22 protein-coding genes are annotated in these 25,603 nt (G+C 61.4%); 9 read left to right on the top strand and 13 right to left on the bottom strand.

The annotated features are described in order from the left end of the window. Positions 1 to 72: 72 nt before the first annotated feature. Positions 73 to 318, top strand: coding sequence for a DUF3253 domain-containing protein (locus H7C86_RS16585; protein WP_182261866.1), 246 nt, complete (start codon positions 73 to 75; stop codon positions 316 to 318). Positions 319 to 360: 42 nt separating this feature from the next. Here the strand turns inward: H7C86_RS16585 and H7C86_RS16590 are convergent, their stop codons facing one another. The 8 genes from H7C86_RS16590 to H7C86_RS16630 all read right to left on the bottom strand — a co-directional run bounded on the left by H7C86_RS16590 (position 361) and on the right by H7C86_RS16630 (position 12,396). Further along, positions 361 to 1,227 (bottom strand): NmrA family NAD(P)-binding protein, encoded by an 867-nt coding sequence (locus H7C86_RS16590; protein ID WP_182261867.1) that lies wholly within the window; start codon positions 1,225 to 1,227, stop codon positions 361 to 363. Positions 1,228 to 1,282: 55 nt separating this feature from the next. After that, positions 1,283 to 1,783, bottom strand: a complete 501-nt coding sequence (locus tag H7C86_RS16595) for a hypothetical protein (RefSeq protein ID WP_182261868.1) — start codon at positions 1,781 to 1,783, stop codon at positions 1,283 to 1,285. Between the two features lie 121 nt (positions 1,784 to 1,904). After that, the gene (locus H7C86_RS16600) at positions 1,905 to 2,423 is read right to left on the bottom strand and encodes a MarR family winged helix-turn-helix transcriptional regulator (protein ID WP_003943230.1); all 519 of its coding nucleotides are present in this window, start codon (positions 2,421 to 2,423) and stop codon (positions 1,905 to 1,907) included. A gap of 206 nt (positions 2,424 to 2,629) precedes the next feature. Beyond that, a complete protein-coding gene (locus H7C86_RS16610) occupies positions 2,630 to 4,555 on the bottom strand; it encodes a hypothetical protein (protein ID WP_182261869.1) in 1,926 nt (641 codons plus the stop codon). Next, positions 4,552 to 5,769: a VWA domain-containing protein gene (locus tag H7C86_RS16615; protein ID WP_182261870.1), complete on the bottom strand. Its 1,218-nt coding sequence runs from the start codon at positions 5,767 to 5,769 to the stop codon at positions 4,552 to 4,554. The genes H7C86_RS16610 and H7C86_RS16615 overlap by 4 nt, the downstream gene beginning before the upstream one ends. Next, positions 5,766 to 8,018 carry a DUF5682 family protein gene (locus H7C86_RS16620; protein ID WP_182261871.1) on the bottom strand — a complete coding sequence of 751 codons (2,253 nt, stop codon included), beginning with the start codon at positions 8,016 to 8,018 and terminating at the stop codon, positions 5,766 to 5,768. The genes H7C86_RS16615 and H7C86_RS16620 overlap by 4 nt, the downstream gene beginning before the upstream one ends. Further along, positions 7,973 to 9,061 carry an AAA family ATPase gene (locus tag H7C86_RS16625; RefSeq protein WP_003943024.1) on the bottom strand — a complete coding sequence of 363 codons (1,089 nt, stop codon included), beginning with the start codon at positions 9,059 to 9,061 and terminating at the stop codon, positions 7,973 to 7,975. Before H7C86_RS16625 ends, H7C86_RS16620 begins: the two co-directional genes overlap by 46 nt. Beyond that, entirely contained in the window at positions 9,058 to 12,396 is a 3,339-nt protein-coding gene (locus H7C86_RS16630; RefSeq protein WP_182261872.1) for a DUF4132 domain-containing protein, read from the bottom strand. The genes H7C86_RS16625 and H7C86_RS16630 overlap by 4 nt, the downstream gene beginning before the upstream one ends. Positions 12,397 to 12,719: 323 nt before the next feature. On the opposite strand from H7C86_RS16630, the gene H7C86_RS16635 reads away from it, so the two are divergent. Further along, positions 12,720 to 13,136, top strand: coding sequence for a VOC family protein (locus H7C86_RS16635; RefSeq protein ID WP_021346071.1), 417 nt, complete (start codon positions 12,720 to 12,722; stop codon positions 13,134 to 13,136). A 22-nt stretch (positions 13,137 to 13,158) separates the two neighbouring features. Here the strand turns inward: H7C86_RS16635 and H7C86_RS16640 are convergent, their stop codons facing one another. Continuing rightward, positions 13,159 to 14,601 (bottom strand): amidase, encoded by a 1,443-nt coding sequence (locus H7C86_RS16640; RefSeq protein ID WP_182261873.1) that lies wholly within the window; start codon positions 14,599 to 14,601, stop codon positions 13,159 to 13,161. Positions 14,602 to 14,640: 39 nt separating this feature from the next. Then, the gene (locus H7C86_RS16645) at positions 14,641 to 15,867 is read right to left on the bottom strand and encodes an MFS transporter (protein WP_182261874.1); all 1,227 of its coding nucleotides are present in this window, start codon (positions 15,865 to 15,867) and stop codon (positions 14,641 to 14,643) included. Positions 15,868 to 15,986: 119 nt separating this feature from the next. Here H7C86_RS16645 and H7C86_RS16650 point away from each other — a divergent pair, with 119 nt between their 5' ends. Together H7C86_RS16650 and H7C86_RS16655 are read left to right on the top strand one after the other, a co-directional pair. Beyond that, positions 15,987 to 16,886, top strand: coding sequence for a LysR family transcriptional regulator (locus H7C86_RS16650; protein WP_259349227.1), 900 nt, complete (start codon positions 15,987 to 15,989; stop codon positions 16,884 to 16,886). A 68-nt stretch (positions 16,887 to 16,954) separates the two neighbouring features. Then, on the top strand, positions 16,955 to 17,443 hold the full coding sequence (locus H7C86_RS16655) for a hypothetical protein (RefSeq protein WP_029256678.1): 489 nt from the start codon (positions 16,955 to 16,957) through the stop codon (positions 17,441 to 17,443). A gap of 63 nt (positions 17,444 to 17,506) precedes the next feature. Here H7C86_RS16655 and H7C86_RS16660 read toward each other — a convergent pair whose 3' ends face one another. The 3 genes from H7C86_RS16660 to H7C86_RS16670 form a co-directional block, all read right to left on the bottom strand. After that, the gene (locus H7C86_RS16660; protein ID WP_182261876.1) at positions 17,507 to 18,367 is read right to left on the bottom strand and encodes a chlorophyllase/cutinase-like alpha/beta fold protein; all 861 of its coding nucleotides are present in this window, start codon (positions 18,365 to 18,367) and stop codon (positions 17,507 to 17,509) included. Positions 18,368 to 18,551: 184 nt separating this feature from the next. Beyond that, positions 18,552 to 19,478, bottom strand: coding sequence for a LysR family transcriptional regulator (locus tag H7C86_RS16665; protein WP_182261877.1), 927 nt, complete (start codon positions 19,476 to 19,478; stop codon positions 18,552 to 18,554). After that, entirely contained in the window at positions 19,475 to 20,365 is an 891-nt protein-coding gene (locus tag H7C86_RS16670) for a LysR family transcriptional regulator (protein ID WP_182261878.1), read from the bottom strand. The genes H7C86_RS16665 and H7C86_RS16670 overlap by 4 nt, the downstream gene beginning before the upstream one ends. A 233-nt stretch (positions 20,366 to 20,598) precedes the next feature. On the opposite strand from H7C86_RS16670, the gene H7C86_RS16675 reads away from it, so the two are divergent. The 5 genes from H7C86_RS16675 (at position 20,599) to H7C86_RS16695 (ending at position 25,583) form a co-directional block, all read left to right on the top strand. Continuing rightward, the gene (locus H7C86_RS16675) at positions 20,599 to 21,471 is read left to right on the top strand and encodes an ABC transporter permease (protein ID WP_020909703.1); all 873 of its coding nucleotides are present in this window, start codon (positions 20,599 to 20,601) and stop codon (positions 21,469 to 21,471) included. Positions 21,472 to 21,482: 11 nt separating this feature from the next. Then, positions 21,483 to 22,256, top strand: a complete 774-nt coding sequence (locus H7C86_RS16680) for an ABC transporter ATP-binding protein (protein ID WP_020971337.1) — start codon at positions 21,483 to 21,485, stop codon at positions 22,254 to 22,256. 89 nt (positions 22,257 to 22,345) lie between these two features. After that, positions 22,346 to 23,302: an ABC transporter substrate-binding protein gene (locus H7C86_RS16685; RefSeq protein ID WP_133727375.1), complete on the top strand. Its 957-nt coding sequence runs from the start codon at positions 22,346 to 22,348 to the stop codon at positions 23,300 to 23,302. A gap of 50 nt (positions 23,303 to 23,352) precedes the next feature. After that, positions 23,353 to 24,450 carry a hypothetical protein gene (locus H7C86_RS16690; protein ID WP_182261880.1) on the top strand — a complete coding sequence of 366 codons (1,098 nt, stop codon included), beginning with the start codon at positions 23,353 to 23,355 and terminating at the stop codon, positions 24,448 to 24,450. After that, entirely contained in the window at positions 24,447 to 25,583 is a 1,137-nt protein-coding gene (locus H7C86_RS16695; protein ID WP_020909707.1) for a CaiB/BaiF CoA-transferase family protein, read from the top strand. The genes H7C86_RS16690 and H7C86_RS16695 overlap by 4 nt, the downstream gene beginning before the upstream one ends. The last annotated feature ends 20 nt before the right edge of the window (positions 25,584 to 25,603 follow it).

The following is a 25,603-nucleotide window of genomic DNA, read 5'->3' on the forward strand; positions in this document are numbered from 1 at the left end:
CACAACTCGCCGAACCGAAGGTTCATACTCTGTTGAAGGCCTACGGTCACGACCGGAAACTGAGGTCACACGGTGGAAGAGAAAGAACTGGCGGCGAAGATCCGCGAACTACTCAGTGCCCGATCAGCCGAGTCGAGCATCTGCCCCTCCGACGTGGCCCGCGCAGCGGCACCCGACAATTGGCGGCCGCTGATGGAACCTGTCCGAGAGGCCGCCCGCCACATGGTGGCCGACGGCGAAGTACAGATCACCCAAGGCGGCGAAGTCGTCGACCTGGAATCCGTACGAGGTCCGATCAGGATTCGGTGGGCTCGTTGATCAACCGCGTGACTGCTGGCGGCACTGCTCTCGCAGCGTGAATCAGCGGAAACGGTCCAGATGCTCACGCAGGAACGCATCCAGGGTTCGTGGCTCACGCCCCAAGACACGTGCCACCGTGTCGGTGGGTGACTCCGGGCGCGAGACGGCAAGTTGCTGGATCTCCAGAATGTGCTCGGCCAGCCACGGAGGCATGTGGGCATGATCGACGAGGTTTTGCCGAAGTTCGTGCGGTGGCAGGTCGATATATTGGACGGGGCGATCGAGCATGCGGGTCAGAGAATCGGCGATGCCGCCGTAGCCGACTGCCTCGCTGCCCGTCAGGACGTAGGTACCGCCGGCGAGGTCGGCGCGTGTGAGCACGGCCGCGGCGACGTCACCGATGTCTCGGCAGTCGATCCAGTTGCACGGCGCGTCCCGCATCGCGCCCAGAATCACCCCCTGCGCAGCCACCGCCGGAGCCAGGAGCAACAGATTCTGCATGAACGCATAAGGGCGGAGCAGAGTGTGGCGGATCCCGGATGCACGCAGGTGTTCGCCGACGGCATGGTGGCCGCGGGAGAGAGCGATGGGGGAGTCGGCCGCGGCGGCGGGGTCGGAGATCTTGACGATGTGTTCGACGCCGCTCTCGGCGGCTATGTCTATCACACGCGTTTCGAGCTCGACCTGTTCGAGGCCGTTGGCCATGGCGAGGAAAAGTTGTTCAGCCCCTTCGAAAGCCGTGCGTAGCGAAGTTGAGTCTGCGGCATCGGCCGGCACTACTTCGACCAAACCGTCGGCCAAATCGCCGAGGTGGGCGCTCAGCCTTTCCGGGTCGCGGGACAGCGCTCTGCTCGGCACACCCGAGGATGCGAGACTGCGTAGCAACGCGCCGCCTGTGGTTCCGGACGCTCCCAAGATGACGATCATCGTGTTCCTTTCGGTCTTCCCCGGGAAGCCGGGGATCTTTGACATGTGTTGTCGGTCAGGGATTCTGACGGCGCCATCGCCAGCTGACGATGACGGCAGCCACAGCAGCAGATATCGGTAGATCGAGTTGCAGGCGAGCAAGCCAAGCAGTGTCGACCACGCTCGTGTGAGCTGGTAGCCAACGGGAGGCGAACCACCCGACGAGGCCTGCAATCACAGCGGCTGCGACGGCAAGAATTGCCGCCACCATGACGCGAGGCAGGGCCGTGGTCCACGGCCGTGACCTCCCGCGACGCTGCAGCCAGGAGCCGATCAGCAACGCCACCACTGCCGACGTGCCCGCAATGGACGTAAATGCCGCCATCGTGAGGCCCGATTGGCCGGATGCGACTCCGCCCGCACCCGCCATCAGCGCAGGGGCAAGGTAGGCGACCAGCACCTCTCTCCACAGGGCGAAAGGTCGTGCGGCGCGACGATCGGCAACCGGGACGCGTCGATTGGAATCGGTTATCTCCCTTTTATTTTCGCGACGGATCGGCGGGGTGAGTCCGGACATGAAGGAGACCAACTTTCCGATTATAATTAGGTGGCTAACTATTTGGGCATGGAGAGAGAAGCCTTTGTCGAGAATTGACGACGATTCGAATCGCTACACGAATGCCTGGAATCCCAGCCGACTACTCCGCAGTCAGCGCACCGATACCGCGAACGACCCGCGAGAGCAGATCCAGAAAAACCGCACGCTCGTCGACAGTGAGCTCGTCGACCATTTCCTCGAGACGAGCAAAGTGTTCGGGCGCCATGTCACGTAAACGCTGAGCGCCGCGAGCAGTCAGGACGACCACCGCACCACGCCCGTCCTCGGCGGACGGACGCCGAGCGACCAAACCCTCCTGCTCGAGGCCGTCGACCAGCCCGGTCACCGTGGCTCGCGAGACGCCGAGATCAGCGGCCAGTCGCGAGGGAGATTTCTCCCCGTCATGGTCTTCCAGATCCGCAAGCAATCGGTAACGGCCGGTCGACAGTCCATACCTCGCGAAGTGAACCTCGGTTGCTCGACCGAGCCGCGCGCCCGCCGAGATCAGCCGAACCGCAACCAGCACCGCCTGCGGATCGGACCCGAGGCCGTAATGCTCCAACTGCCGCCGCGCCTGATCCAACGTGGGTGAGTCGTGATCGGTTCCGTCCACTGCCATGCAACTAATATGGCACCTAACTACATTCTGGTCAACCCTTCACCAGAGCGAGTGTCAACGCTGCCGAAGCCGTGCGCGAGTTGCAACAGGTCCAGATCGGCGTGACTGCGAGCCAGAACCTGTATGCCCATTGGCAGCCCCTCAGAATTGAAGCCTGCAGGCAGGCTGATGGCCGGCAGGGTCGCAGCGAGGCAAAGCCGAGTGTCTCAACGTGATTCGATGGCCGTGACGATCCGGATCACAGCATGAACCCACGCATCTGCCGACGTCTCCAGCTCACCGAACGAAATCGCACCGGCTACGCACTCCAAGGCTCGCGCCGTTGAAGCCATACCGACCATGACTACCCCCGCTGCACAACGACGAAGCGCAGAAATAGTAGGCTCAGCCGCATTTCTCAGCCCGCGGTGAGCGATGTCCGCGAGTACGGATAGAGCCCCCTCCAGCGCACTGTCGATGGCGTCCACACCGCCCGTCGCAACTGCGCGAGTCATCGTCGCACTGCCGAGGCCTTCTTCGAGATCGGGAACGATGACGCCGAGGTCGCATGCAACAGCGAATGGTGTCATCCACAACGCACCGGCTCGGACAGTCAGCCGACCGCTCACGGCCCTCGGCCGGGCCGACATTGCCCGGACCATCGCGTCGATTGCACCGGGCGCATGCGCTCGATGTACGACGCTCACCTGCGCCAGGTTGCCACGCCCATCTCCGACCCGCATTGTCCACATCTGTTCTGCAGGAGCGTAATCGGTGCTGATTACAGAATCTATTCGCATCACACCGACGCCATCGGTAGTCAGCCGGGCTCGGGCAAACGACGGCGGGCGCTCGATGAACCGGCGATGCATCTCGGCGTAATCGTCCACCACGTCAATCGATTTTTCCCACGCGTCGACGCCGAGAGGGAGAATGGAAGTACGCCCGATCCCTTTACGCCCGAGGCGGATTCTGTGGTTGGCACGGCGAACCGCTGATTCTGTGAGCACTGTCGATGAAGCCAAAGCGGCGACCGTCGAACCGGCAATTCGGCGAGTCGAGATCGCATACCCGGAGAGTGCCTCGTCGGATTCACTCGACCAATCGTGACTCATGAGAAAGACTGCATCCGAATCTGGTTCGGCGAAGTAGATATCGGCGGTAGTCGAATCGCCAGTCGCCGTCACCCTCGCGCCGAGGCTGATCAGACGTGAACGACGCAGCGGAGTTTCACCGGGAGTCTCGGTCCCTAGTGCTGTCCCGGCAAGCGATGAATCGACCGATTCACCGAGTTCGACCCTCGCATGAATCTCGGCGATGATCATCGCCACTCGTGTGCGACTGTGCCCGGCATGCCGCACCGAATAGGCCTCGATCTGGTCGGTCAGTTCTATGCACGCATCGGCCAACCAGATTGCGGAACCTGCCTCAATGGTGCGGGCGTCTCTGACGGCAGTGGCGTGTTGCACCGCCGTTGTGGTGGACAGACCGTCCACGAGGATCGTCCGCGCCAAGGCCCTTGCCATAGCACTTCGATCAGCATCTCGCACGACTGAACTCCGACCCACGTGCACATGGTCGGTTCCGGATTCGTCCGCCGCCCGAACCGCCCACACGGCAAGTGCTATCGCTTCTGCCGTCGTGTGCGCAGATGCCGAAGAATGGGCGTGACTCAGTTCGTGTGGGACCAAGAACCGGACCGTGCAATGCGGGAGTTCGACTCGCACAACAGGATCTGTACCTCGAGCTCGATGCACTGTTGCCTGGTAGCCCTCCCGCCTGGTCCGATTCGCCCGTGCCAGTACCGCCGCTCCGAGAAATGCCTCCAGCGCCTCGTCATCGAATTCCCCTGGCGTCCAGTCTATGTGATCGAAGCTCGACCCGTGATTCGCCCGATAAGCGAGAACAAGACCGACACGGTGCCGGCACACCGAGCTTGCGCCACACGTGCACGACGCTTCCGAGAATGGAACGCCGGCAGGAAGACTGGTTTCGACACCGTCGACGTACCGGACGAGGATCCGTTCGCTCGTCACCAAGAGTTCGGGCGTTTCCTCGGCCAACATACGCGCGGCTCGTTTGACGAGCCCGCGATTGGCGACCAGCGCAAGCGCATCGTCGGTGAGCGCAGCCAGATCAGGCCGGGGCGTCATCGAATACAACCGGCCACGAATTCGGCCAGCCCTCCGGGAGTCATCGCACCGACGTGTACACCCAGTCGCGTCAAGCGACGGGCAATTTCACGGTCGTAATCAGGGTCACCAGCATCGTCGAGCGCTGCAAGCGCCAGGACACGCACACCATTGTCAGTGAGACCGGCAACGCTCCGTACGAACCGATCCGGTGCACTTTCGTACAGATCGGAGATGATGACAACAATCGTTCGTTGCGGCGTATCCACCAGTTGCGCGGCATAATCGACGGCCTTTGCACCGTCATTCCCGCCTCCCAATTGGACGCCCATCAAGAGCTCGACCGGGTCGAGAACCTCGGACGTGAGATCGACGACATTGGTGTCGTATGCAATGAGGTGAGTCCTCAATCCGGGGACATTCCAGAAACATGCAGCGGTGATCGCCGAGTGGAAAACAGAGTCGATCATCGATCCGGACTGGTCGACCAACAGAATCAACGTCCACGTATCCGTGTGCCGACGAGTTCGCGAAGTGAACAAAGGCTTTTCGATAGCAATCTTGCGTGTTTGCGGTGACCAATGCTGCAGATTGGCGCGAACCGTTGCCTCGAAGTCGAAATTGCGCGAATTACGAAACGCTGTTCTGTGTCGGCTACGTTTGCCGTGGAAGGTCCTGCGGACGTCCACCGAGAGCCTCTCGATCAACTCGCGTACGACATTGTCGACAGCCTTTTTTGCCATCGCCAGAACTCGGGGATCCATCAGGTGTTTGGTACGCAGCACTGCTCGAAGCAGAGTCACGCTGGGCTCGATACGCTGCAACGCTTCCAAATCTGTCACCACTTCGGTGATTTCGTATTTCTCCACGGCGTCGCGTTCGAGTCGATGAACTGTCTCGCGAGGAAAAAGACGATGGATGTCGTCGAGCCAGTCCACGGCCGTCACCGTCGTTTCGCCGAGCCCATTGGGGCGATACCGCCCATCCTTGCGACTCGGCGGAACCGCACCCGGGGAACCGGGCGTATCTCCGCCACCCGGGTTGTCTCCAGTCGTTACGGAGTCGGTCCCCTGCAGTCGGGAAGTTCCAGCGCGAACGCCCTGCGCGCTGCGAGCCGGGTCACGGCCGTACAGCCACTCCAACGCGTCGTCGCGTTCAGCCGCATCGCCCGTCGGATCACCGAGTACTCCGGCCGACGCATCACCCAGAATCAGCCGCCATCGTTCGATGTTCATCGCATACCGATCTGGGCAAGCGCGTCGTCCACCCGGGCGTCGAGCTGCCTTCCGACATCCAGGGAGTTCACGACTGCAGCCTCTGGTGTCGACGTTGTCAGGCGGCGCGCGATGATGTCGCGTTCACGGGGAGGGAAGAATTCGAAGGACTGCCGTAGAGCGGGAAGTGCTGTCAGGAACTCGTGTTCGGACAGTCTGCTCACGATTTCATCGACGGCGGTCAACACTGTGTCGCTGGATTCCGCGTCCAGAAAACGCTCACGTGCTACTCCGAACAGTCCGCACAACCAATCACCGAGGTGTTCTGCAGGAATCGATCGAACGGCGTCGACTGCTGCATCGGGGGGAATTCGATCCCAGGACGTTCCCAGGGCCGATCCCCTGATGTCGACCGCGGCACCATTGTCACGTGCCAGAGCGGTCAGGTCGTCGGCCGGATCAGTCGAGAGGATCTCCGTCGCATACTCCATCGCATCGGATAACGCTGCGAGAGCTGATATCCGGAGGAGATCAGCGCCACCGGTCGTGGCCCGAACTCGGTGCGCCAACGCAACGACCTGCGAGGACGCCGAATCAATTATCGCCCCGAGCAGTGTGGACCCTCGGCTCCCGAAGAGTGAATCGTGCCGCCACAGGTCCAGAGCGGCTCGAAGCAGCAGGCCTGTGCCCCCGAGATCTCCTACGCCCTTCAATGATTCGGATGCGATCGACTCGGTTCGGTCAGCCACCGAGTCGAGTCCACAAAGAACTGCATCGAACAGAATGTGTGCAAGACGCTCGACATCAGCCGCAGCCGAAGTCAGCGAAGATTCCAGGTTGGCCCCAGCTGCCTCTACCAGAGTATGGCCTTTGGCTGCAGCCTCGACCAGCACCGGGAGGCGGTCTGCGGAGTCGACAATCATCCATCGTTCTGTCGACACCACTGCAGAACCACTGCCTGGACCTGCAGTTCGCTCGAATCCTGGCACTCCCAGCACACGCAACTGATGTAGTGCACGACTACGCTGACGACTACGCTCGTCGGCCAAGTCGAGTACAACAGGGCCGGGCAAGAGGTCGAACTCCTCGAGGAGCATATCGACGTGACAAACCAATCCCGGTACCGGTGAATCAGGGTGTAGCGTGCCCCGCCGATCACCTCGCATCGTGCGCATACAGGCCGAGATGACGGGGTCGGGTTCGGGCCCCAGAGGTTCCCCTGCGAGTGTCCAAGGCAGCGGCGACGCCAACGCCTCATCCACCAATGTACTTGCTGCAGCATCTAATACATCTCGTCGCGTCGGCAGCGTGTGACCACGGATAGCGGCGAGTCCGAGGATCTGCGTACGGAATCCGATGAAATCCGTTGTCGAGACTCGTTGATTCCGGGATCGCAAATCACGGACGATCGCCGCGGCTGCAACCTCCCCGGCCGATGCCGTTTTCTGCCAGAGCTTCTCGTACCACCATGGTGATTCCAGGTCGAGACGACTGTAGGAATAGGGGACCAGGTAACTGCCGATGTCGACATCAGGGCCCGCGGTCGGAACGGCGGGCCAGAATCCGTCGGTCGGTCTACCGCGAGCCAGTTCGGACATGATCGCCGGCCGATGACGCCCGCCGCAGACGACAACGACAGCACCGCTTCCGGGGCGCTCGCGAGCGGCCCGTATCCACGATGCCATGTACTGTTCGCGCTCGGATACTCTGGCGTCACCTACCCGGATCGCATCGAAGTAGTCGTCGAGGACAGCAGTCAATTCCTCGACAGTGAGCGTATCGGCGCGCGACTCGACGACGTGATCCCACATCGCGTCGACCGTGTCCAGTCCCAGTCGGCCCGCCAATACTGTTGCAGCAACACTGTACTCGTCCGGCGGCCCTTCGAAAGCGGGGTGCCAGGCGGGAAGATCGATCAACCGAACCTCCGCCGACACCTTGGAGGCCGACCGAAGGGCGATCCATTCTGGAGACCAATCGGTGAAGGCAGCCCATGTCACACGTGTGTGCGCTCCTCGTCGCACGTGGGAGTACAGCGCGATCGGTAACTTGTGATCGAGTCTCAGTTCATCGATTCGATCGGTGAAGTCTGCGGGTCCCTCGATCAAGACATGCGTCGGCTGCAGGCGTTCAATGGTCTCCGCCACGATCCGGGCACACGCAGGGCTGTGGTGCCGAATCCCGATCACCACGACGTCGCGACCAGCGTCCACCACAGCGACGCTCACGGTCCGGTCAGACGTGCGTGCGCCCGGCGTAGCTCTTGCCATGCCGCACTCGTCCGCTGCGACCCTACTTTCTCGACGTAGCGGCGCAACCGGGCAGCATCCTCACTGTTGTCTTTCGTCGCCGTACCGGCCAGGGACTCGGCGAGGTCGGTGACGGTACCGGCGTCTCCTCGCAAGAACCACCCACGAATACCGGTGGCATGCGCAAGGGACACCGCTTCAGCCGTGCTCATCACCGATGACAGTCGCTCGACCGGCGATCCGTTCGCGGTGAATCCTGTACGTAGGTCACGAAACAGCGTGACCAACAACTCGGACACTGCCGGATCTTGTTCTGCGGCTACACCGGAAGCACGCAGCAAGGCCGCCGATTCTGTTCGCACGAGTTCGACTTCGGTGTCGAAATCGGCGATCGGGTGCACGGTCTCGAAGTTGAAGCGCCGTTTGAGTGCGGCGCTCATCTCGTTGACGCCACGGTCGCGGGTGTTTGCGGTGGCGATCACATTGAAACCCTCACGGGCATAGACCATTGCGTCGTCTCCGGAAAGTTCCGGGACTGCCAGCACCCGTTCGGACAGCAACGACAACAGAGTGTCCTGCACTTCGAGCGGACACCGCGTGACCTCCTCGAACCGCACGACGCGTCCCTCGGCCATTCCACGCATCATCGGCGCTGGAACCATCGATCGAGTCGAGGGGCCTTCCGCGACGAGCAGTGCATAGTTCCACGAATACCGGATCTGATCCTCGGTCGTGGCGGCACCGCCCTGGATCGTGAGGGTCGAATCCCCGCTCACAGCAGCGGCGATGAGCTCTGACAGTAGCGATTTGGCAGTACCAGGTTCTCCGACCAGCATCAATCCACGTGTCGTCGCCAAGGTGACGAGTGAGCGTTCGACGAGCGATGCGTTGCCTACGTATTTCGGCGCTATTCCCAGCTCGACGTCGCCCATGACGAACGTCCGCGCCGACGTGAGGGTTAGACGCCACCCCGGTGGTCGCGGCCCAGTGTCTTCTTCGGCCAAACGCGCAAGTTCCTCGGCAAACCGCTCCTCAGCCGGTGGGCGCTGGACTCGTGAAGTCACGAGGCGAACCCTGCCAAGTCTGCGATGAGTTCGGAGACCGTCGCACGATCGACATCGTTCAAAGTCCCCCCACGGAGTTCCACCGAAACGAGCTTCTGATCGGGGTACCCGTTGTAAGGGTCTCCCGTCCCCATCCCGGGCTCCAACCCCAGCAGAACAGACACGTCATCGCTGAGCTGGTACAGCAGGCCTTGTCCCCAGGAAGCTGGGTTCTCCCACACCGGTTCCCATCCTCTGTACGTCAACCGCAGTGCCTGACTGGGGCTGGCGGTTACTCCGGTGAATCGACTCAGACCACTCCCGTCGACGTCATCGGGTAGCGGATCGTGGACAGCACGACCCAGCTGTGGGAAAGGCTGCAAGATTTCGTAGTCGGCGAACACGTCGGACCACGCGCCCACCGTATCGGGTATGTGCGCGGGGTGTACTAGCCCGATACGGCCCTCCGGTAGCTCGACGGTCTGGTCGTCGATGTCGGCCAAGGTACTGTCCTCCGCGACCCGGAACACTACTGTAGGCAGACCTCTGTCATCGAACGATGCCCACAGCAGTCGCCGTGCAACGTGAATCAGCAGCGGATGGCCGAGCACGAAGTCGTCGAATTCTGTCCTAGTCCAGCGGCGCCCGGTAACCATCGAACGGTTCAGGCGTTTGATCTGCTCGGCAGCAACAGCTTTCGTTTCTCGCTTAAGCTCGGCGAATCGCTTCTTCGCACTCTCGGCGAGAACAACGTCGTCATTTCTGGTGGGTTTGGGCAGTCCTGACGTCTTCTTACCTCCTCCGTCGAGCACATAAGGCACGAGAGCCTCCGTGAAACCGACGGTGAACATCCGCGTCCCGTAGTCGAAGTTCATAGTCCCATCCGGCGTCAGATCGAGATCAGGAACGATCCGGTCGGCCAGCTGTTCTCGATCGAGCCCGAGACTGTCGGCCAACTCTGCGACGCGTTGTGCCGCTCCGTTCTTCAACGACTTGAACTTCATTTTTCGGGAGATGTGATCGAGTTCTGTCAACGCGCGGGCTGACCCATGTGCAGCCAGTGCATCGAGACCGAGTTGTGCTCGTGCTGCACCATTCTCACCTGGCCACCGTCTGACGAGGGGTGCCAATTTTGCCACGGTCGAATCGTCGCCGAGCCAACCCAGCGCAAGAATCACCCAGTTGTCCTTCGACGGAGCGCCGGCACCCCACCAGCGTTCGAATAGTTCCCACGCGGCCTCGGCGAGCGACGATCGGTCACAGTACGCAGTTACTACATCGAGTCCGGCGTAAGGAGCGTCCGCGGTTCCGATTGCGCACATCGTCAGGATCGTCGACACCGCCGACGTCGGCAGTGCGGCTGATCGATTCTCGTTCAGAATCAGCGGAAGTGAAGAGACATCCACCCAAACCGGAGTTTTCGGTATCCGCTTGGGCAACATCTCGAGCGGGTCGAGATCGACAATGCCGGCGACTACCTGCCCGGCTTCGGGGCCGTACCGGTTCGCTCCGTCCACCACTGTCTCGCGTGAGGTTGTTCTGGCGAGCGCACGCAGGGCGGCGGCAGCATGATCACGTTGAGCACCTGCCGGACCCACTGCGTCTGGAACGAGTAGTGCCACTGCATCTTCAGCGTGTCGAACCAGCCACGCCATCGCAGGTTTGCGGAGATTCTTCCTGGTGGCGAACATCGTCGCATGCACGCGCGCGACATCGATATCGACATATGGCATCAAGTATGGCGCCGCGGCACCTGGATGAGCGCGCGTGAAGCGAAGCATCAGCGGCAGCGCATCGAGTTCGTAGCGAGCGACAACCCGAAGTGGATCCTTGAGCGAGGTTCCGGGCCAGTCCGTCAGGAACGGGCGCGCGATTTCGTCTGGGGCCAGTAGAAAAATCACCCAGGTGTTCCAGTCATGGGTGGAACGCGGTGATACATCCTGCACATACTGTTTGTAATTTTCCCACGTGGTGTAGGAGTAGTCGCTCGGAGTGTTCTTGATTTGTTCGAGTTCACCTGGAAGCCAGACTATTCGGCTGATTTCAGGAGCAACGAGATCACCGATCACCGCGACCTCGAGCGCTTTCTTTCTGTTCGACCATGGCGGCGCGACGAGAATGGGCGGAAGATCCGTGGCCTCGGGCGTCGGCGTCGACAATTCGGCGATCCTTCGCCGTGCAGGCTCGGGAAGTGTAGGCGACAGCTCGGCGGCGATGTCGGGATTCGCCCGCACGTGACGGTCCAACAGGTCGATATCCTTCTCTGCCAATATCTTCAATGCTCGACGTGGGTAATGTTGCATTGCGTGTAGGACCGCGGGCAACGCACTCTTCACGTGGCGACGTTCGACCAGAGCAGTGAACGCTTCGTCGGTGGGTATCGCCGAGAGCGCCCAGAGGATTCGGAGCAGTGTCGCCTCGTCCCTCATGTGTCCGTACTGGTTTGGTTTGTCGAACGCGTCGACCAACAGTCCGGTAAGACCTGCACCTATGCCGTCAACTACTGCGGCAACCATCGCGTCGTCCTCGAGCCAACTGCGCATTGCGTGTGAGTCGGTCACCCGTTCGAGCTGCTGTACCGTGTTCGACGAAACCGTCAGCTGAGTGTTCCAGTGATACCACCGGGCGCGCATTCCCATGATGAGTTCTTCCGACCATCCTTCCTCGGTCGGAAAGATGTACGACGCCGTCAAACGGCGGGTGCTGTTGGTGCGCATCGACGACGCCACCTCTCGGGCTGCGGCGTAGTCCTCGTCAGAGGCTGTCGCCAACAGGCCGCGCATACGGTCGAGCATGTGCTCTCGGACCACTTGCGCATCCGGTTCGTCCGTCCGCCCGAGCTGCTCGCGCAGTACATACTCAGGCATCTTGTATCCCGCAGCTGGCGACTCACCGCCGATGTTCGCCACTACAATTACCGCGTCGGGTCCCAGCTCTGACACAGGCACCGAAACATGAACGAACCGCAGGTCGGCCCATTCCAAGAGTGCTTCGACCGCGAAGACCAACCCGTGCCGTGCCACCAACCCGTCCACGAGAAGTGTCGATTGTTGCCGGTCATTATCTGCGTAGCGGCCGAGTATGCAGTACAAAGCAGCTGCACCGACAGCGGAGATCTCACCGGCTTGATACTTCCGGGCGGCGAGGGTGAGCTCGTCAGGATCAGGATCATTGACCAAATACGCTGAACTGAATTCGCCAAACTGGTCGTCGCTGTCGAATTGTCGATCGAGTTCGGCACCGGCTGCGGGATCGACAGGTGCCACGTCGGCGGCAAAACCGCCGCGCCGAGGGTACTTCATCGGCAACCACGACGCGGGTGGCACGGCAGTAGATTCGGTCGTGGTGTGGTTCACGCGTCTCCTCGAGATCCCGGCCCGGTCGGCGGGCGTAGCCAGAATGATAGCGATCCGAACGATCGGCTTGTTCGACATTCCCGAACGCGGCCCCCGACAGCGGTTGCGGTGACGTCCTCCTGCACATTGGCACAGGGCCGAATACGGGATCGACGCTACAAGCGACTGGTCGAGTATCTGCTGCTGCTGACAATCGAGCCGCCGACGGACCGGTGGACTGCCCACGTCGCACGCGGAAATAGCGGCGAGCATCTTGGTTCCGAAGAATGCCGCAAGCTTCCTCCCTCCCGACACTCGATTGTCTTGGGCGTTAACATCGACAGATGCTCACTCGAGTCGATCTGACGATGGATTGCACAGACCCCGACCGCTTGGCTACGTTTTGGAAGATAGCCGCTGGATACGTCGATGAGCCACCACCGCAGCCTTTTTCGACCCGGGAGGAGTGGCTGGCCACTTTCGACGACGAAGACGACGGGATGGGCGGCGCTTGGTTGCACCACCCGCTCGGAGTGGCTCCCCGACTCTGTCTACTACAGGTTCCTGAATCCAAGGTCGCCAAGAACCGATTGCATCTCGATCTCCGGGTATCCGGAGACGGGACCCCAGTTGAGAAGTGGGCGACAATCCTTCGCGAGGTCGAACGACTACTACGCGCGGGCGCCTCAGAATTGGAAAGATTCGAAGGTCACCATGTGAGCATGGCCGACCCAGAGGGCAACGAGTTCTGCGTGGCGTGATTCACCCGCCTGCCCGAGATTCTCACGAGAAGGCCTGGCAGTCCGGGTGATTGCCGGGATAGGGCAGAACCTCCTCGAGGGCGAGCCCTATGGCAAAGGCCGTGTGGTCGTCGTACGGCCGCGTGACTATCTGTGTACCGGTGGGGATTCCGTTCCGAGCGAAACCGGTGGGGATTGTCAGCACCGGGCAGCTGCTCAGGATGTTGAAGGTGATGGCCGGGACAGCCTCAAGGTAGAACTCCAATTCTGTTCCAGGCACATTGATTCCGTGCCCGACGTAGTCGTCGCCGGCAAGAAAGCCCTCCGTCACCACTGCCGGAGTGATCAACGCGTGATACGTGTCGAACAGGGATCCGATCGACGAATAAAGTTCGGCTTCGATCGCGAGTCCGTCGAGGAAAGTCGCATCACCACGGGTGCGGCGTGCCCATCGCGCGAATTCCTTCGCGTACTCCGTGACCTTGTCGGGGTGCGCGGACGCTTCGGCGGAGATCGATGCACCGAACACGTGATCGTAGTGAATGGCGGCCGCACGCATGATTGCAGCGCGTGACAGGTCGACTTCGATGATCTCCGCGCGTGCGCCCAGCGCAGTGAGGGTGTCCACCAACTTGGCGGTGTTGGCGGCAACGTCCGGATCAACCGGCCAGTCACCCAACGCGGGGATCACGGCGATACGCATTCCTGTCAACGAATGCGTATCGAGGCCGGGCAGCGGTGATGCCGGTACATGCGAGGCAATGTCAGTGGAGGTCGGTCCCGCGATGACCGACTGCATTGTGAGGCAATCACTTACGGTGCGAGCCATCGGACCGCAGTGGCAGTAGCGATCGAGATTGAAGGGCGGATCGACAGGGACACGGCCATGCGGTGGCTTGAACCCGACAATTCCGTTGAGAGACGACGGAGTTCGGATCGATCCTGCAACATCGGAACCGGTAGCCAAGTGCGTCATACCGGCGGCAAGCGCGACTGCCGATCCACCGGAAGACCCGCCGGAGGAGTATTTCGTGTTCCACGGATTGCGAGTGACGCCCCACAACTCGGACTGTGTGAACGCGGCCGAGGAGAATTCGGGCGCCGTCGATCGCGCGTGGACGATGGCACCGGCGTCGACGATCCGCTGCACGAAAGTCGAAGTGTGGGTGGCGATCAAGTCCTCATAGACCTTGGACCCTTGAGTCCACGGCTGGCCTTGTACCGGTTCATCCTCTTTCACCACAACGGGAACACCGGCGAGCGGAAGGCTGACATCCGAACCGCGGGCGTAGTGGCGTTCCGCTGACTTCGCTTGTGCCCGCGCAGTATCGAAGAAAGTGTGTCCCACTGCATTCAAGGTCGGGTTGAGCGCCTCGATACGTTCGATGGTGGACTCGAGCACTTCCACCGGAGACAGCGATTTGTCCCGGTAGCGTTCGAGCATCTCGGTCACATCCATGAATGTCGAAACGGGTGTCTGGCGCATATCTGTTGTCCTGCCTCTATGAAGGTTTTGTGTAGGCGGCTAGGTTGTCAGTTCGTGCTTTGCCACGACGGGATTGCGGAATGTGGCGAGCAGCATTGCGAGAGTGGCGATTCCCGCGGATATCCAGAAGACCGTTTCGGAACCGGAGTGGTCATGAATGCGTCCACCCGCGAACGCGCCGAGGGCGATGCTTGCATTGAAGACTGCAACCCACAGAGCCGCAGCGGCCTCTCGGTGAACGGGGGCTGCTTGTGCGATCCATGTTTGAGTACTCACCGATACACCACCGTAGAAGAGGCCCCAAGCCGCCATGAGCAGAGCAGCTGTGATCAAGGTAGTAACCGAGATCGGGAACAGGGCAAGGGTGATCGCTACTCCCGCGCTGAGGATGACGACCACAGTCTTCGGTGACTTGGTGGCAGATGGCCCGGCTATGAAGTTGCCGACAACGCCCAGAGCCCCGTAGATCAAGAGCATCGTGCCGATCTGCGCAGGGTGCAATCCTGCGAAGAGCTCCAGCCCCGGACGCACATAGGTGTACGCCGCGAAATGAGCGGTGACGATGAGCGCGGTAATCGCGATTCCGACCCGGACTCCCGGGTTCCGAAAAGCCACCACGAGACTGCCGAGCGACAAAGCTTGATCAGCTGGCATCACGGGTAGGACAGCGAACATGGCGAGCGCGATCAGCGTCGCGGCGCAGCTGAGAGTCCAGAATGCCACGCTCCACCCGGCCGCTGCTCCGATATACGTCCCCGCAGGGACACCGAGAACTGAGGCAACCGCGATTCCGCTGAAGATGATCGTGGTCGCCAACCCGACGGATCTGGAACCCACCAATTTGGGTGCCAGGCTAGCGGCGAGTGCCCAGACTCCGCCCATGCTCACACCGAGTAGGACGCGAGCACCAGCGAGAACAGCGAAGCTTGGTGCGAGAGCCGTGAGGGCGTTCGCCGCGGCGACTACAAGCATCAGAACGATAAGCGTCGACCGACGATCGAAGCGCCGGGTCACGATGGGCACGAACGGGGCAGTGGCCGCTGCCACCAATCCGGTAATGGCCAGTGAGAGCCCGATGGTCCCTTCGCTTTCCACCAGGTCAGCACCGATCGGGGTGAGTAGCCCGACCGGCATCATCTCTGCCGCGACAACGATGAAGGTGGACGCTGCGATCAGGGCGACCGCAGCCCAGTGGTTCTCGATGGTGTGTGCGTGGGTTGAGGACGTGGGCGCGGGGCTGTTCTGCCCGGGCGCGGAATGTGGCATGTAACCAGAGAAACTCCCGCACGCCCCAGGATCAACGGCGAATCGCTCATCCAACCATTAGCTCAATTCATCGATGAGCCATGATGGAGTGGTCGAATGAGTCGAAGGTCGGAGTGAAAATGTCGGAGCCTCCGATGCGTGAGATCGAGTGTTTCCTCGTTCTCGCTGAAGAACTGCACTTCGGTCGCACCGGCGAACGACTGTTCATCTCCCAGGGCCGAGTCAGTCAGCTGATCAGCGGGTTGGAGCGCCGTATCGGCACCAGCCTGGTGGCGCGCACCAGTCGCCGCGTACACCTGACTGAATTCGGCGCCGAATTTCTTGCGTCATTGGCTCCCGCGCATCGTGCGCTTGTCGGAGTAATCGAGGACGCTCAGTCACGAGCACGCAACATGCCGACGCCGCTTCGGGTGGGTTTCCAAGGAGCAATTTACGATTCGATCGCGGCTGCTGTCACTCGTTTCGAGATACAACATCCGCAAACTTGCGTGACCATCAAAGAATTACCCCTGGGTGATCCGTTCAGTGATGTACTCGCCGGGCGAATCGATGCGGCGGTGGCACTTCTCCCCGTAGATGAGCCCGAGCTGACAACCGGGCTCGTCTTTTCTCGACAGCCCCAGACCCTGGCCGTCTCAGTCCATCACCCGTTCAGTGAACTGGACGTGATCGACGCCGAGCAGTTGGCGCAGATCTGTCTCGTACCCATCACCGGCCCCGCCCCCGACTATTGGCAGCGTGTGAATTCCCCGAGCACGACGCCGGGCGGAGCCACGATTCCCACGCAGGGTGGGGCGAGCACCGTTCAGGAAGGCCTGTCGCAGGTCGCATTCAGTCAGGTCGGCCTCATCCTGTGCGCAGCAACCGCTACATACAGCCAGCGCTCGGACATCACATTCGTACCGATCAACGGATTACCCGAATCTGCTTTGGGCCTCGTGTGGCGTACCGAACTCGAAAGCCCACGACTCCGCGCTTTCGCGAAGGCGATCGAGGAAGCCCACTCCTGCCCCGTCTGACGGTGATCAGCCAAGTCGCGGAAGGACTCCGGGACGTGGGGATGCATCGTGTGTGGAATGATCGCGCCATGTCTGCGATCACCGACTACTTCACCGCGCGCACGGATGAGCACGCCACCTCCGCCCTCGAGGGACTCGTCGACTTGGAACCAGCGGTGATCGAGGCGAACGATGCCTCTCGCCCGCGGGTTCAGTTGGCTGCGGGTGGGACTCCAGTTCTGCAGGCGAAAGGCGTCGATCCAGTTGTCGCGCTCGGCCGACTGGAGGCAGCCCTCACCGCTCGCCCCTACAACGAGGTCGCAAAAGGTCCACGCTGCGGGAAACTCGTCGCAATGAGCGACGACGGCGACACCCTCGTGCTCACGGTTACCGACGAATTACGCGATGCACTAGCGGAATTGAACGCTGACGATGTCGCCGCCGCTGCGGCGGCCTGGGCGATCGACGAGACGAGTGAACCGTCGGAGGACTCAGTGCCGTTCCTGACCGCCTTCGCCGAACTAGCGACCAGAGCTGTGGCTCAGGGCGAACGGATGTATGGCTACGTCGTCATTTGAGCTTCTCAATTCCGCCGATCTGAACGGACAGGCCGTTCGTCTTCGACAACTCCCGACTTACCGTCACCCCGGGATCTGCATGGCCAGATCGTTGCGGTCGAAGTCGGAGAACTGCTGGGTGTCAGTGCAGTATCCGCAGCTCGCTCCGAAGAACTCGGTGCGGGCGTTCGGATCGTCGAGTAGCCAGTACCGCAGCCACGCCGTGCTCGGCCCGCGCATATCGCCGCCATTGATCGCCGTACCGAAGTGCGTGGCGCCGCGCAGTTCCAGATACTCGGCCGGTACGTGGTCGGCGTCCTCGTACATCGCCCGCACGATCGCCGGCCAAACGATTGCGTCGGCCTGGCCGGCCAGATAGAGAACCGGCTCGTCGATGAGGTCGACATCGTTGAGCGGGCCTGGCTGGATCGCGACGGCAGTGTCGACGCGGTCGTCGACCGCAGCATTGATCGCCGCAGACCCGCCCTGCGAGTGCCCCACCGCACCAATGTGTTCCAGGTCGACTTTGCCGAAGAAGACGCTCGACGGGCTGGCTGCCTTGTCCGCGATGAGGTCGATTCCCGACCGCATGGTGATGGCGAAGTTACTTGCCGGGGTATTGGCGGCGACCACGATGAATCCGTGGCTGGCGTAGTGGCGCAACAAGGAGGTGTACGCACCGGGGAGCACACCGGTCCCGTTCCCCCAGATCACAACAGGGTGCGTCTCGCCGCGCGCGCCGAGCTGGCGCGGGTAGTACAGAGTGTGCACCAGCCCGATCGAGACATTCGGCGTGTACGGCCCTGCGCTCGCCCAGTCGTGCCCGACGCTCGGGATGCCGGGCGTATCGGCAGCCGCTGTTCCGGTTGCGCCCGTGAGTCCTAGCGTCGCGCACAACGCAACCGCCGCTGCAGCATTCACGAAATGTTTCAGAGACTTTCGCATGAAAGTCAACCTTTCGAAGTTGATCCGGAGTGACGCGTATTACATATTTACGGCAAGGTGAACCGTCGGCTTTGTTCGAGGAAACGGACTATCCCAGAAGTGTTGTGTCTGTAGACAAAACAATCGTTCTCGGTGTATGAGCAGCCGCCGCGAATACGCAAAGTCCCAGAGAGATCGACTCCGCCTACAGCTTCCGCGCCGATTGCTCGGCACACAGCCGTAGGAAATGTTCGACGACCTGCGTGTTCTGGCCGTCCTTTGCCACGGCTGCGATCTTCCGTGGCGGCAGTTCGAGTATCTCGCCCACAGTGCAGCCGCGTTCGGATGCTCGCTCGGCACTGGAGAGTTCGAGGATGACAGCACCGATCCCTTCGTATGCGAAATCCGCGAAGGCATCGCGATGCTGTGACCTCATCACGAAGGCATGGTCGATTCGCGGTTCGATCGAACGCAGATGGCGATAGACATCGGAAGTTTCGAACCGCGGTGCGACGACCAAGCCGATACGCATGAGGTCGTCGCCGATGAATACCCCGTCGACCGGTGGCGGGGTGCCGGGCGGGCAGACAAGGCGCAACTTGTGGTCCGGAAGGCGCACCATTCGAGTCCCGGGAACGCCGGTGGGCGGCGACTCCATTATTGCCACGTCAGCGGTGCCGGCCATGACCGGGTGAAGCGCATCGGCCACAGATGACCCCGGCGGAACCGAGATGGTGATTCTCAGGTTCGGCACCTCCGTGCGCAGCGCTCCGAGCAGCACCGCTGTGGGATCGTCCGCAAGGCTCGCTGTCGTGGCAACACTGAGGTGGGGGACTGCTGACAGTAAGAACTCGCGCTCGACCACTAATCGGTCGAGCGCGGCCAGCGCTTCGCGTGCTGGATCGATGAGATTCCGTCCGCGCGCAGTCAGCGTCGCGCCGGCCCGGCCCCGATTGAAAAGCCGTCCTCCGACGCGTCTTTCGAGTCGCGCAATTGATTGAGAGACGCTCGATGTTCCTGTGAACTGGTTTGCCGCTGCTGCCGTGATACTGCCGTGTTCGACGACCGCGAGGAAGTCTTGTAGCTGCCGCGGATCGATTCGCGGGGGCGCGGACTCTCCGAAGTTGCTCATCCGGCGTTCCCCATTCCACCTTCGTCACCTAATCGGCTGGTCGTCTCGATAAACGCTTGTGCCGCAGGCGATGGCGTCGAACCGTGGAACATCCAGATATCACGAGTGAGCGGGGGCCGAGTACGACACAGCACCACACCTTCTCCGACTGTATCGGCGACAGATTCGGGAAGGAAGGCGACGCCGACTCCCGCGCGTACAAGTGGGATCATCGAGGCCACAGAGATAGTCTCCGCAACCACCGCCCCGTCCACAGTGCCTTCGCCCAGGCGTTCCGCCAACAGTCGCCGAGTGACATCGTCACGCGGGCTGGTGATCAATCCGATTCGCAACAGATCCGTCAACGCCGCTACCCCCTCGCCTTCACTTCGTGCGGCGGGCACCAGCGCAACGATTCGTTGCCGGCCGAGAAGGATACGTTCAACACCCTCGTCGAACACCTCGTCCACCCCGAGGCCGGTATCAGCCTGACCCGAGGCGACCACCGTTCCGATTCCGTCGGTGTCGTTGCTGAGCATCGTCACCGCAACGTTGGGAAACTTGCTTTTGAACGCACCGAGGGCCGTGGCCGCCGGATCACGCGCCAATGTTCGCGGACATACGACCGTCAGCCGACCCCGCTGCACGACGTTCAATGGATGCAAAGCGTGATCCAAATCCCGGTATGCCCGAAGTACTTGGGCCGCCGGACCTGTGAGATCGCGCCCAGCGTCGGTCAGGGTGACTCCCCGCGAGCCACGGCGGACGAGCGTCAGGCCGCACTCTTTCTCCATTCTGGCCAGAGCCTCCGAGATTGTCGGCTGGCTGACCCCCAGTCCGCGAGCAGCAGCGGAAATGCTGCCCCGATCAGCAAGGGCGAGAAAGTATTCCAGATGACGCCGGTCCATTGGGATTCCCTTCTCATGGAAGTCCGCGTGCGCGCCCGATTCTGCGCCCGTCAGCCATAGGTAAACCCTATGGCATACCTCTCGAATGTGGCGTAGACGGGAAGAAGAATCCCGTGATCTGCTTCACATATGAACGCAGTGAGCAACAACCCGGGGAGCTTCGACCAGACGCACCCGTCTGCTTTTCTCGAGCACCTATCGCCGCCTGTGAGCACTACGGAGAAGGCGCCGAAATGACCGAAACCATCACCGCTAGTTCGCCATCCGGCGCTACGTCACCCCGTTCCGCGAGGCGGGCACGCTCTGAGCCGAAGCCCGCTCGACAGCGTCGATCCGGTACACGACGCACCATCGGGGTACGACTGGCCCAGGCCGCACTGCTTTTGGTCCTACTCGGAGCGTGGCAGCTCGTCGCATCGCAAGGTTGGATCGAGCCAGTTCTGGCCAAAACGCCAGGCGAGGCCTGGAACTACTTCACCGCAGCAGTGCAGTCGGGGGAGATTTCGACGAACTTGCGTGCCACGATGACTGCCGTCGTGATCGCGTGGATCCTCGCAAGCGCAGTCGGGGTGGCGGTAGGGCTCTCTCTCGGACTGCTTCCGACCCTCGAACGCATCATGAGTCCGTTTCTGGATGCGGCGAATGCCATGCCACGTCTTGCGCTGGCACCTCTGCTTATCGTCATCTTCGGGATCACGATGACGGCAAAGGTCGCTCTCGCGTTCACACTCGTATTCTTCATCGTCTGCTCGAGTGCACGAGCCGGTGTGAAGTCAGTTGACGACGAATGGCTCCGACTTTCCACTGTCCTGAATGCCAGTAAGACACAGGTGTTCTGGCACATTCTCCTCCCCGTCGCGACACCTGGCATTTTTGCCGGTCTTCGGTTGGGGCTGATCTATTCACTGCTTGGCGTCGTGGGTTCGGAACTGATCTCGTCACGGGACGGGCTGGGCCAGCTTGTGTCGATCTACTCGGCCCAGTTCCGGATGGAAGCGGTCTACGCGATCCTCATACTTCTCGCAATCGTCGCGGTCGTCCTCAACCAGGCCATGAACTTCGCCGAGCGCTACCTCCTTCGGTGGCAGCCACCGGCCCGACGATGACAGGAATCATCATGGATACCAACGTGATTACACCCGCAGTCCAACTCGACGGACTGACGATATCCTTCCCCTCGCCCGACGGGTCGGCGAAAACTGTGGTCGATAATCTCGACCTCACAATCCCTCGCGGACAGTTCGTGAGCCTGGTCGGCAGGAGTGGTTGCGGCAAGACCACCCTGCTCAACGCGCTCGCTGGATTGGTAGACGCAACAGAAGGGAAGACCGAGGTCCTCGGCACAACGCCATTCGACGCTCGTTCTCGGATGGGCTTCATGATGGCCCGAGATGCGCTGTTCCCGTGGCGAACAGCGCAGAAGAACGTGGAGTACGGTCTCGAATTGAGGGGAGTACCCAAGGCGGAGAGACGAACTCAATCCGCGCGCTGGCTTGCGGCCGTTCAAATGTCCGAGGCGTCACGGCTGTGGACTTGGCAACTCTCCCAAGGGATGCGCCAGCGTGTCGCGTTGGCCCGAACGTGGGCTCTGGATCCGGACATCTTGTTGATGGACGAACCGTTTGCCGCCCTCGATGCGCAGACCCGAGTCGAAGTACAGCGAGAATTCCTCGAGCTTTGGCAATCCCAGGTAGGCCGGACGGTCATCTTCGTAACCCACGACCTCGGCGAAGCCATCTGTCTCTCCGACCGCGTTCTGCTGCTCGGGGCCGGCCGGGTGATCGACGACGTCAGCATTGACATCGAGCGCCCCCGCGAACTCGAAACCCTCACCGCCGAACCTCGATACATAGAAATCTTCAACCGGCTGCGTGGTCAGCTCGACCACTGATGTGCCCAGCCAACTCAGCTTGATTACTGATGTGCCTGCCAACTCAGCTTGATTTCTGATGCGCCCAGCCATCAAGGAACAGGAATCCCATGAAACTTCGACCTTTTGTCGGCACAGTCATTGCGGCGGCCCTACTGCTTTCCGCGTGTGGAGGGGGAGGGCGTCCGAACGACGGTAGCGTCGCCATCGGGGTCTACCCTGCGAGCGCTTTGTCCCTACCTGTCTACGTCGCCGTCCAACAAGGAATGTTCGACAAGGAAGGCCTCCACGTCGAGCTCATCGACGGAAAGAACGGGCCCGAACTCATCAGCGGTCTCATCGGCGGTACAACCGATCTCGCGGTCGGAGCACCCGGAACCGTCGTTCCGGCCATAGAGCAAGGGCAGAGTCTGCGGCCACTGTCCCCGTACGGGTCGATCGATCTTGCCATCGCCGTGACGAAAGACAGCGGCATCACCACCATCGAGGATTTGCCCGGCAAGCGGATCGCCATACCGTCACGTGGCGGCGCGGCCGAGCAATTCGTCAATCAGCTTCTCGGAGAGAGAAACATCGACGCCTCCACGGTGCAATTCATCGCAGCGGCACCCACCGCGAGTCAGATACCACTCGCACGAAAGGGCGACATAGATGCCGCCGTTCTCACCGCTGCCAGCCAGGCCGTATTCGATGCTCAAGGAATACCGATGACGGCGATTACAGAAGTAGACCCGGTGGCCTCTGACGGCGTGAGTTCATACGGCCTGGGCACGGTGCTCGTCACGACAGCCACATTCGCTGAATCCGATGCTGCTGCCCCCGTTTGTGCGGCGCTCGAGGCCGCAGCAGGGTGGATAGCCGATCCCGCGAACGAGCAAGCAGGAGCTCAACTTCTCACCGAGCGAATGAATGTTCCTGCTGACAAAGCCAACCAGGTGTGGGCTTCGCAGAAGACCCTCTGGCCGGTCGAGATTTCAGCCCACCGATGGACCCAGAACGTCGCATGGGTGAACAACCAGACCTCGGGTAAGTCCGACGCAGACGTCCCTTTCGACCCCCTCTGCTGACCAACGCCCCATACACAATCCAGTTCGTCTATTACGAAAGAGAAGAAACGATGACACAACTCGCTGACCAGTCAACACAATCCGAGTCCCAGCACGATCGCCGGCAGCTCACCGAGGCTTGGTCTGCAGTCACCGACAGCCTTGCGACATTCGGTTCGACAGCTGCCGCCACAGGATCGCCGCTGGACAGCGCCGAAGGCGTACGGCACGCACTTCGCCTGTTCGGATACCTCGCCGAGATGAATATCGAACGCCAAGACGTGCTCCGACCTGAACTCTTCACTCTGATGTCACCGATGCGAAAGTTCTGGGGAGACGGCATCGACGTCGACTACTGGACTGCGATGATCGACCCCAACGAGACATATCGCATTCACGGTAACCGTGGCACAGTGCCCTACGTCGCCGTCCTCGCCAATCGTGTGGGCGCGTCTGGGACCGACAGGGTCGCCGACAACATCGTCATCGACGACAAGGTGTGTGATGCGGACGGCAACTTCGAGATCTTCGTCGCACAAGAACTTGAGGGGCGCAGCGGCATTCGGCTGGATAAGCGCTGCTTCGACGTTGTAGTGCGTGTGTATCACAAGACGCGTAACGCGGAGATCGATCCCGTTCTCCACATCGAGCGCCTCGGTCCGCCGCCTGGTGCACGCCCCGATCTCGACACGGCGTGGCTGGCCCAGCGCCTCACGAAACTTGCTCGTGGCATGGACGTGAGCCTTCGACGCAGTCTTCAGCTCATCGAAACACTCAGTCAGTCTCCCAACGAGATTCGCGTGACCTCGGAGCAGCGAGGGTGGGGAGACTTCTACGGCACCAGCTCCAACCAATACATTGCCGGCTGGTGGTCACTGAAAGACGCTACTGCCGTGGATATTACATTTACTCTCCCGGACTGCACCTACTTCGGAGTGATGCTGTACAACCACTGGTTCGAGTCCTTCGAGTACCGCGACCACACCGTCAACCTCAACGACGCACACTTCGAGCGCAATGACGATGGAACCGTGACGATCCGAATCGGGGGAGTAGAAGGCGACAGAAACCGACTGAACCCCTGCAACCACACCGAAGGCATCTTGTTGGCGCGCTGCCTGGAGCCCGCTGAGGATGTCACTTCGCCTCATGTGGAGATCATTCGATGACCGACGAAGTAGACCTGCCGTTGGCAGGTGTCCGAGTAGTGGAGATCGGTCAACTGATCGCAATCCCCAGCGCCGGGCAGCAGTTGTCCGATCTCGGCGCTGAGGTCATCAAGCTCGAGCCTCCAGGTGGTGAACCGGCCCGACAAATCGACGCCGACTACGCGCGCGGCATCTTCTACGGGTACAACCGTGGAAAGCGTTCAATCTGCCTCGACCTCAAAGACTCCGCCGATCTGCAGCGAGCTCGGGATCTGATCGCATCGAGCGACATCTTGCTGCACAATCTTCGCCCGGGAACCCTCGATCGATTGGGATTCTCCTCTGCCGAACTCCAACGCCTGCGACCGGAAATCATCGCCGTCTCGGTGAGCGGGTACGGGGCGGAGGGCCCGTCCGCCACCCGCGCGGGGCTCGACATCGCTGCGCAAGCAGAGAGCGGACTGATGTCGGTGACGGGTGAGGCGGATAGCCCGCCACAACGTGTGGGCGCACCGGTCATAGATCATGCAACGAGCTACGTTGTCGCTCAAGCGGTACTGGCAGCGCTACTGCGGCGCGAACGCACCGGCAAGGGCTCCTCCGTCCGAGTTTCCCTGCTGGACGTCGCAATCCACTTGCAGACCGCCAACTGGATCGAGTGGCAGGTATCCGGAAAGCCCATGATTCGCAAAGGGAACGGACAACCAAGCGTCGCACCGGCGGCAGACGTCTTTCGCGCCGTCGATGGCGAGCTGGTGATCAGCGGATACCAACCGCGCGCATGGATCGAACTGTGCAAGGCAATCGACCTGCCGGAGTTGGCCGACGACCCGAGGTTCACCACCAATGCGCTGCGCGTGGAAAACCGTGTTGACCTCGTCGCCACGATCGAGAAGCAGCTGTGCCACCGTAGCGCCGCGGAAGCGGTAGAGCATCTCACTGCGGCCGGAGTGGTTGCCGCACTTGTGCGTGACTACGACCAGGTGATCTGCGCCGACGACGTGGTTGCGAACCGTTCCTTCATCCCCGGCACCAACGAACATGGCGAACAATATTTGACGCCTGCCATGCCCTATCGCGCCGAACCTCCGATGGCACGAACTGATCCCTCGCAGGTCCCGGCCTTGAACGAGTGGGCGTCGTCGATGGGCTGAATGCGTCACTCTGGCCGAAA

The organism is Rhodococcus sp. UFZ-B548, from assembly GCF_903819475.1.
Lineage (GTDB): Bacteria > Actinomycetota > Actinomycetes > Mycobacteriales > Mycobacteriaceae > Rhodococcus_F > Rhodococcus_F erythropolis.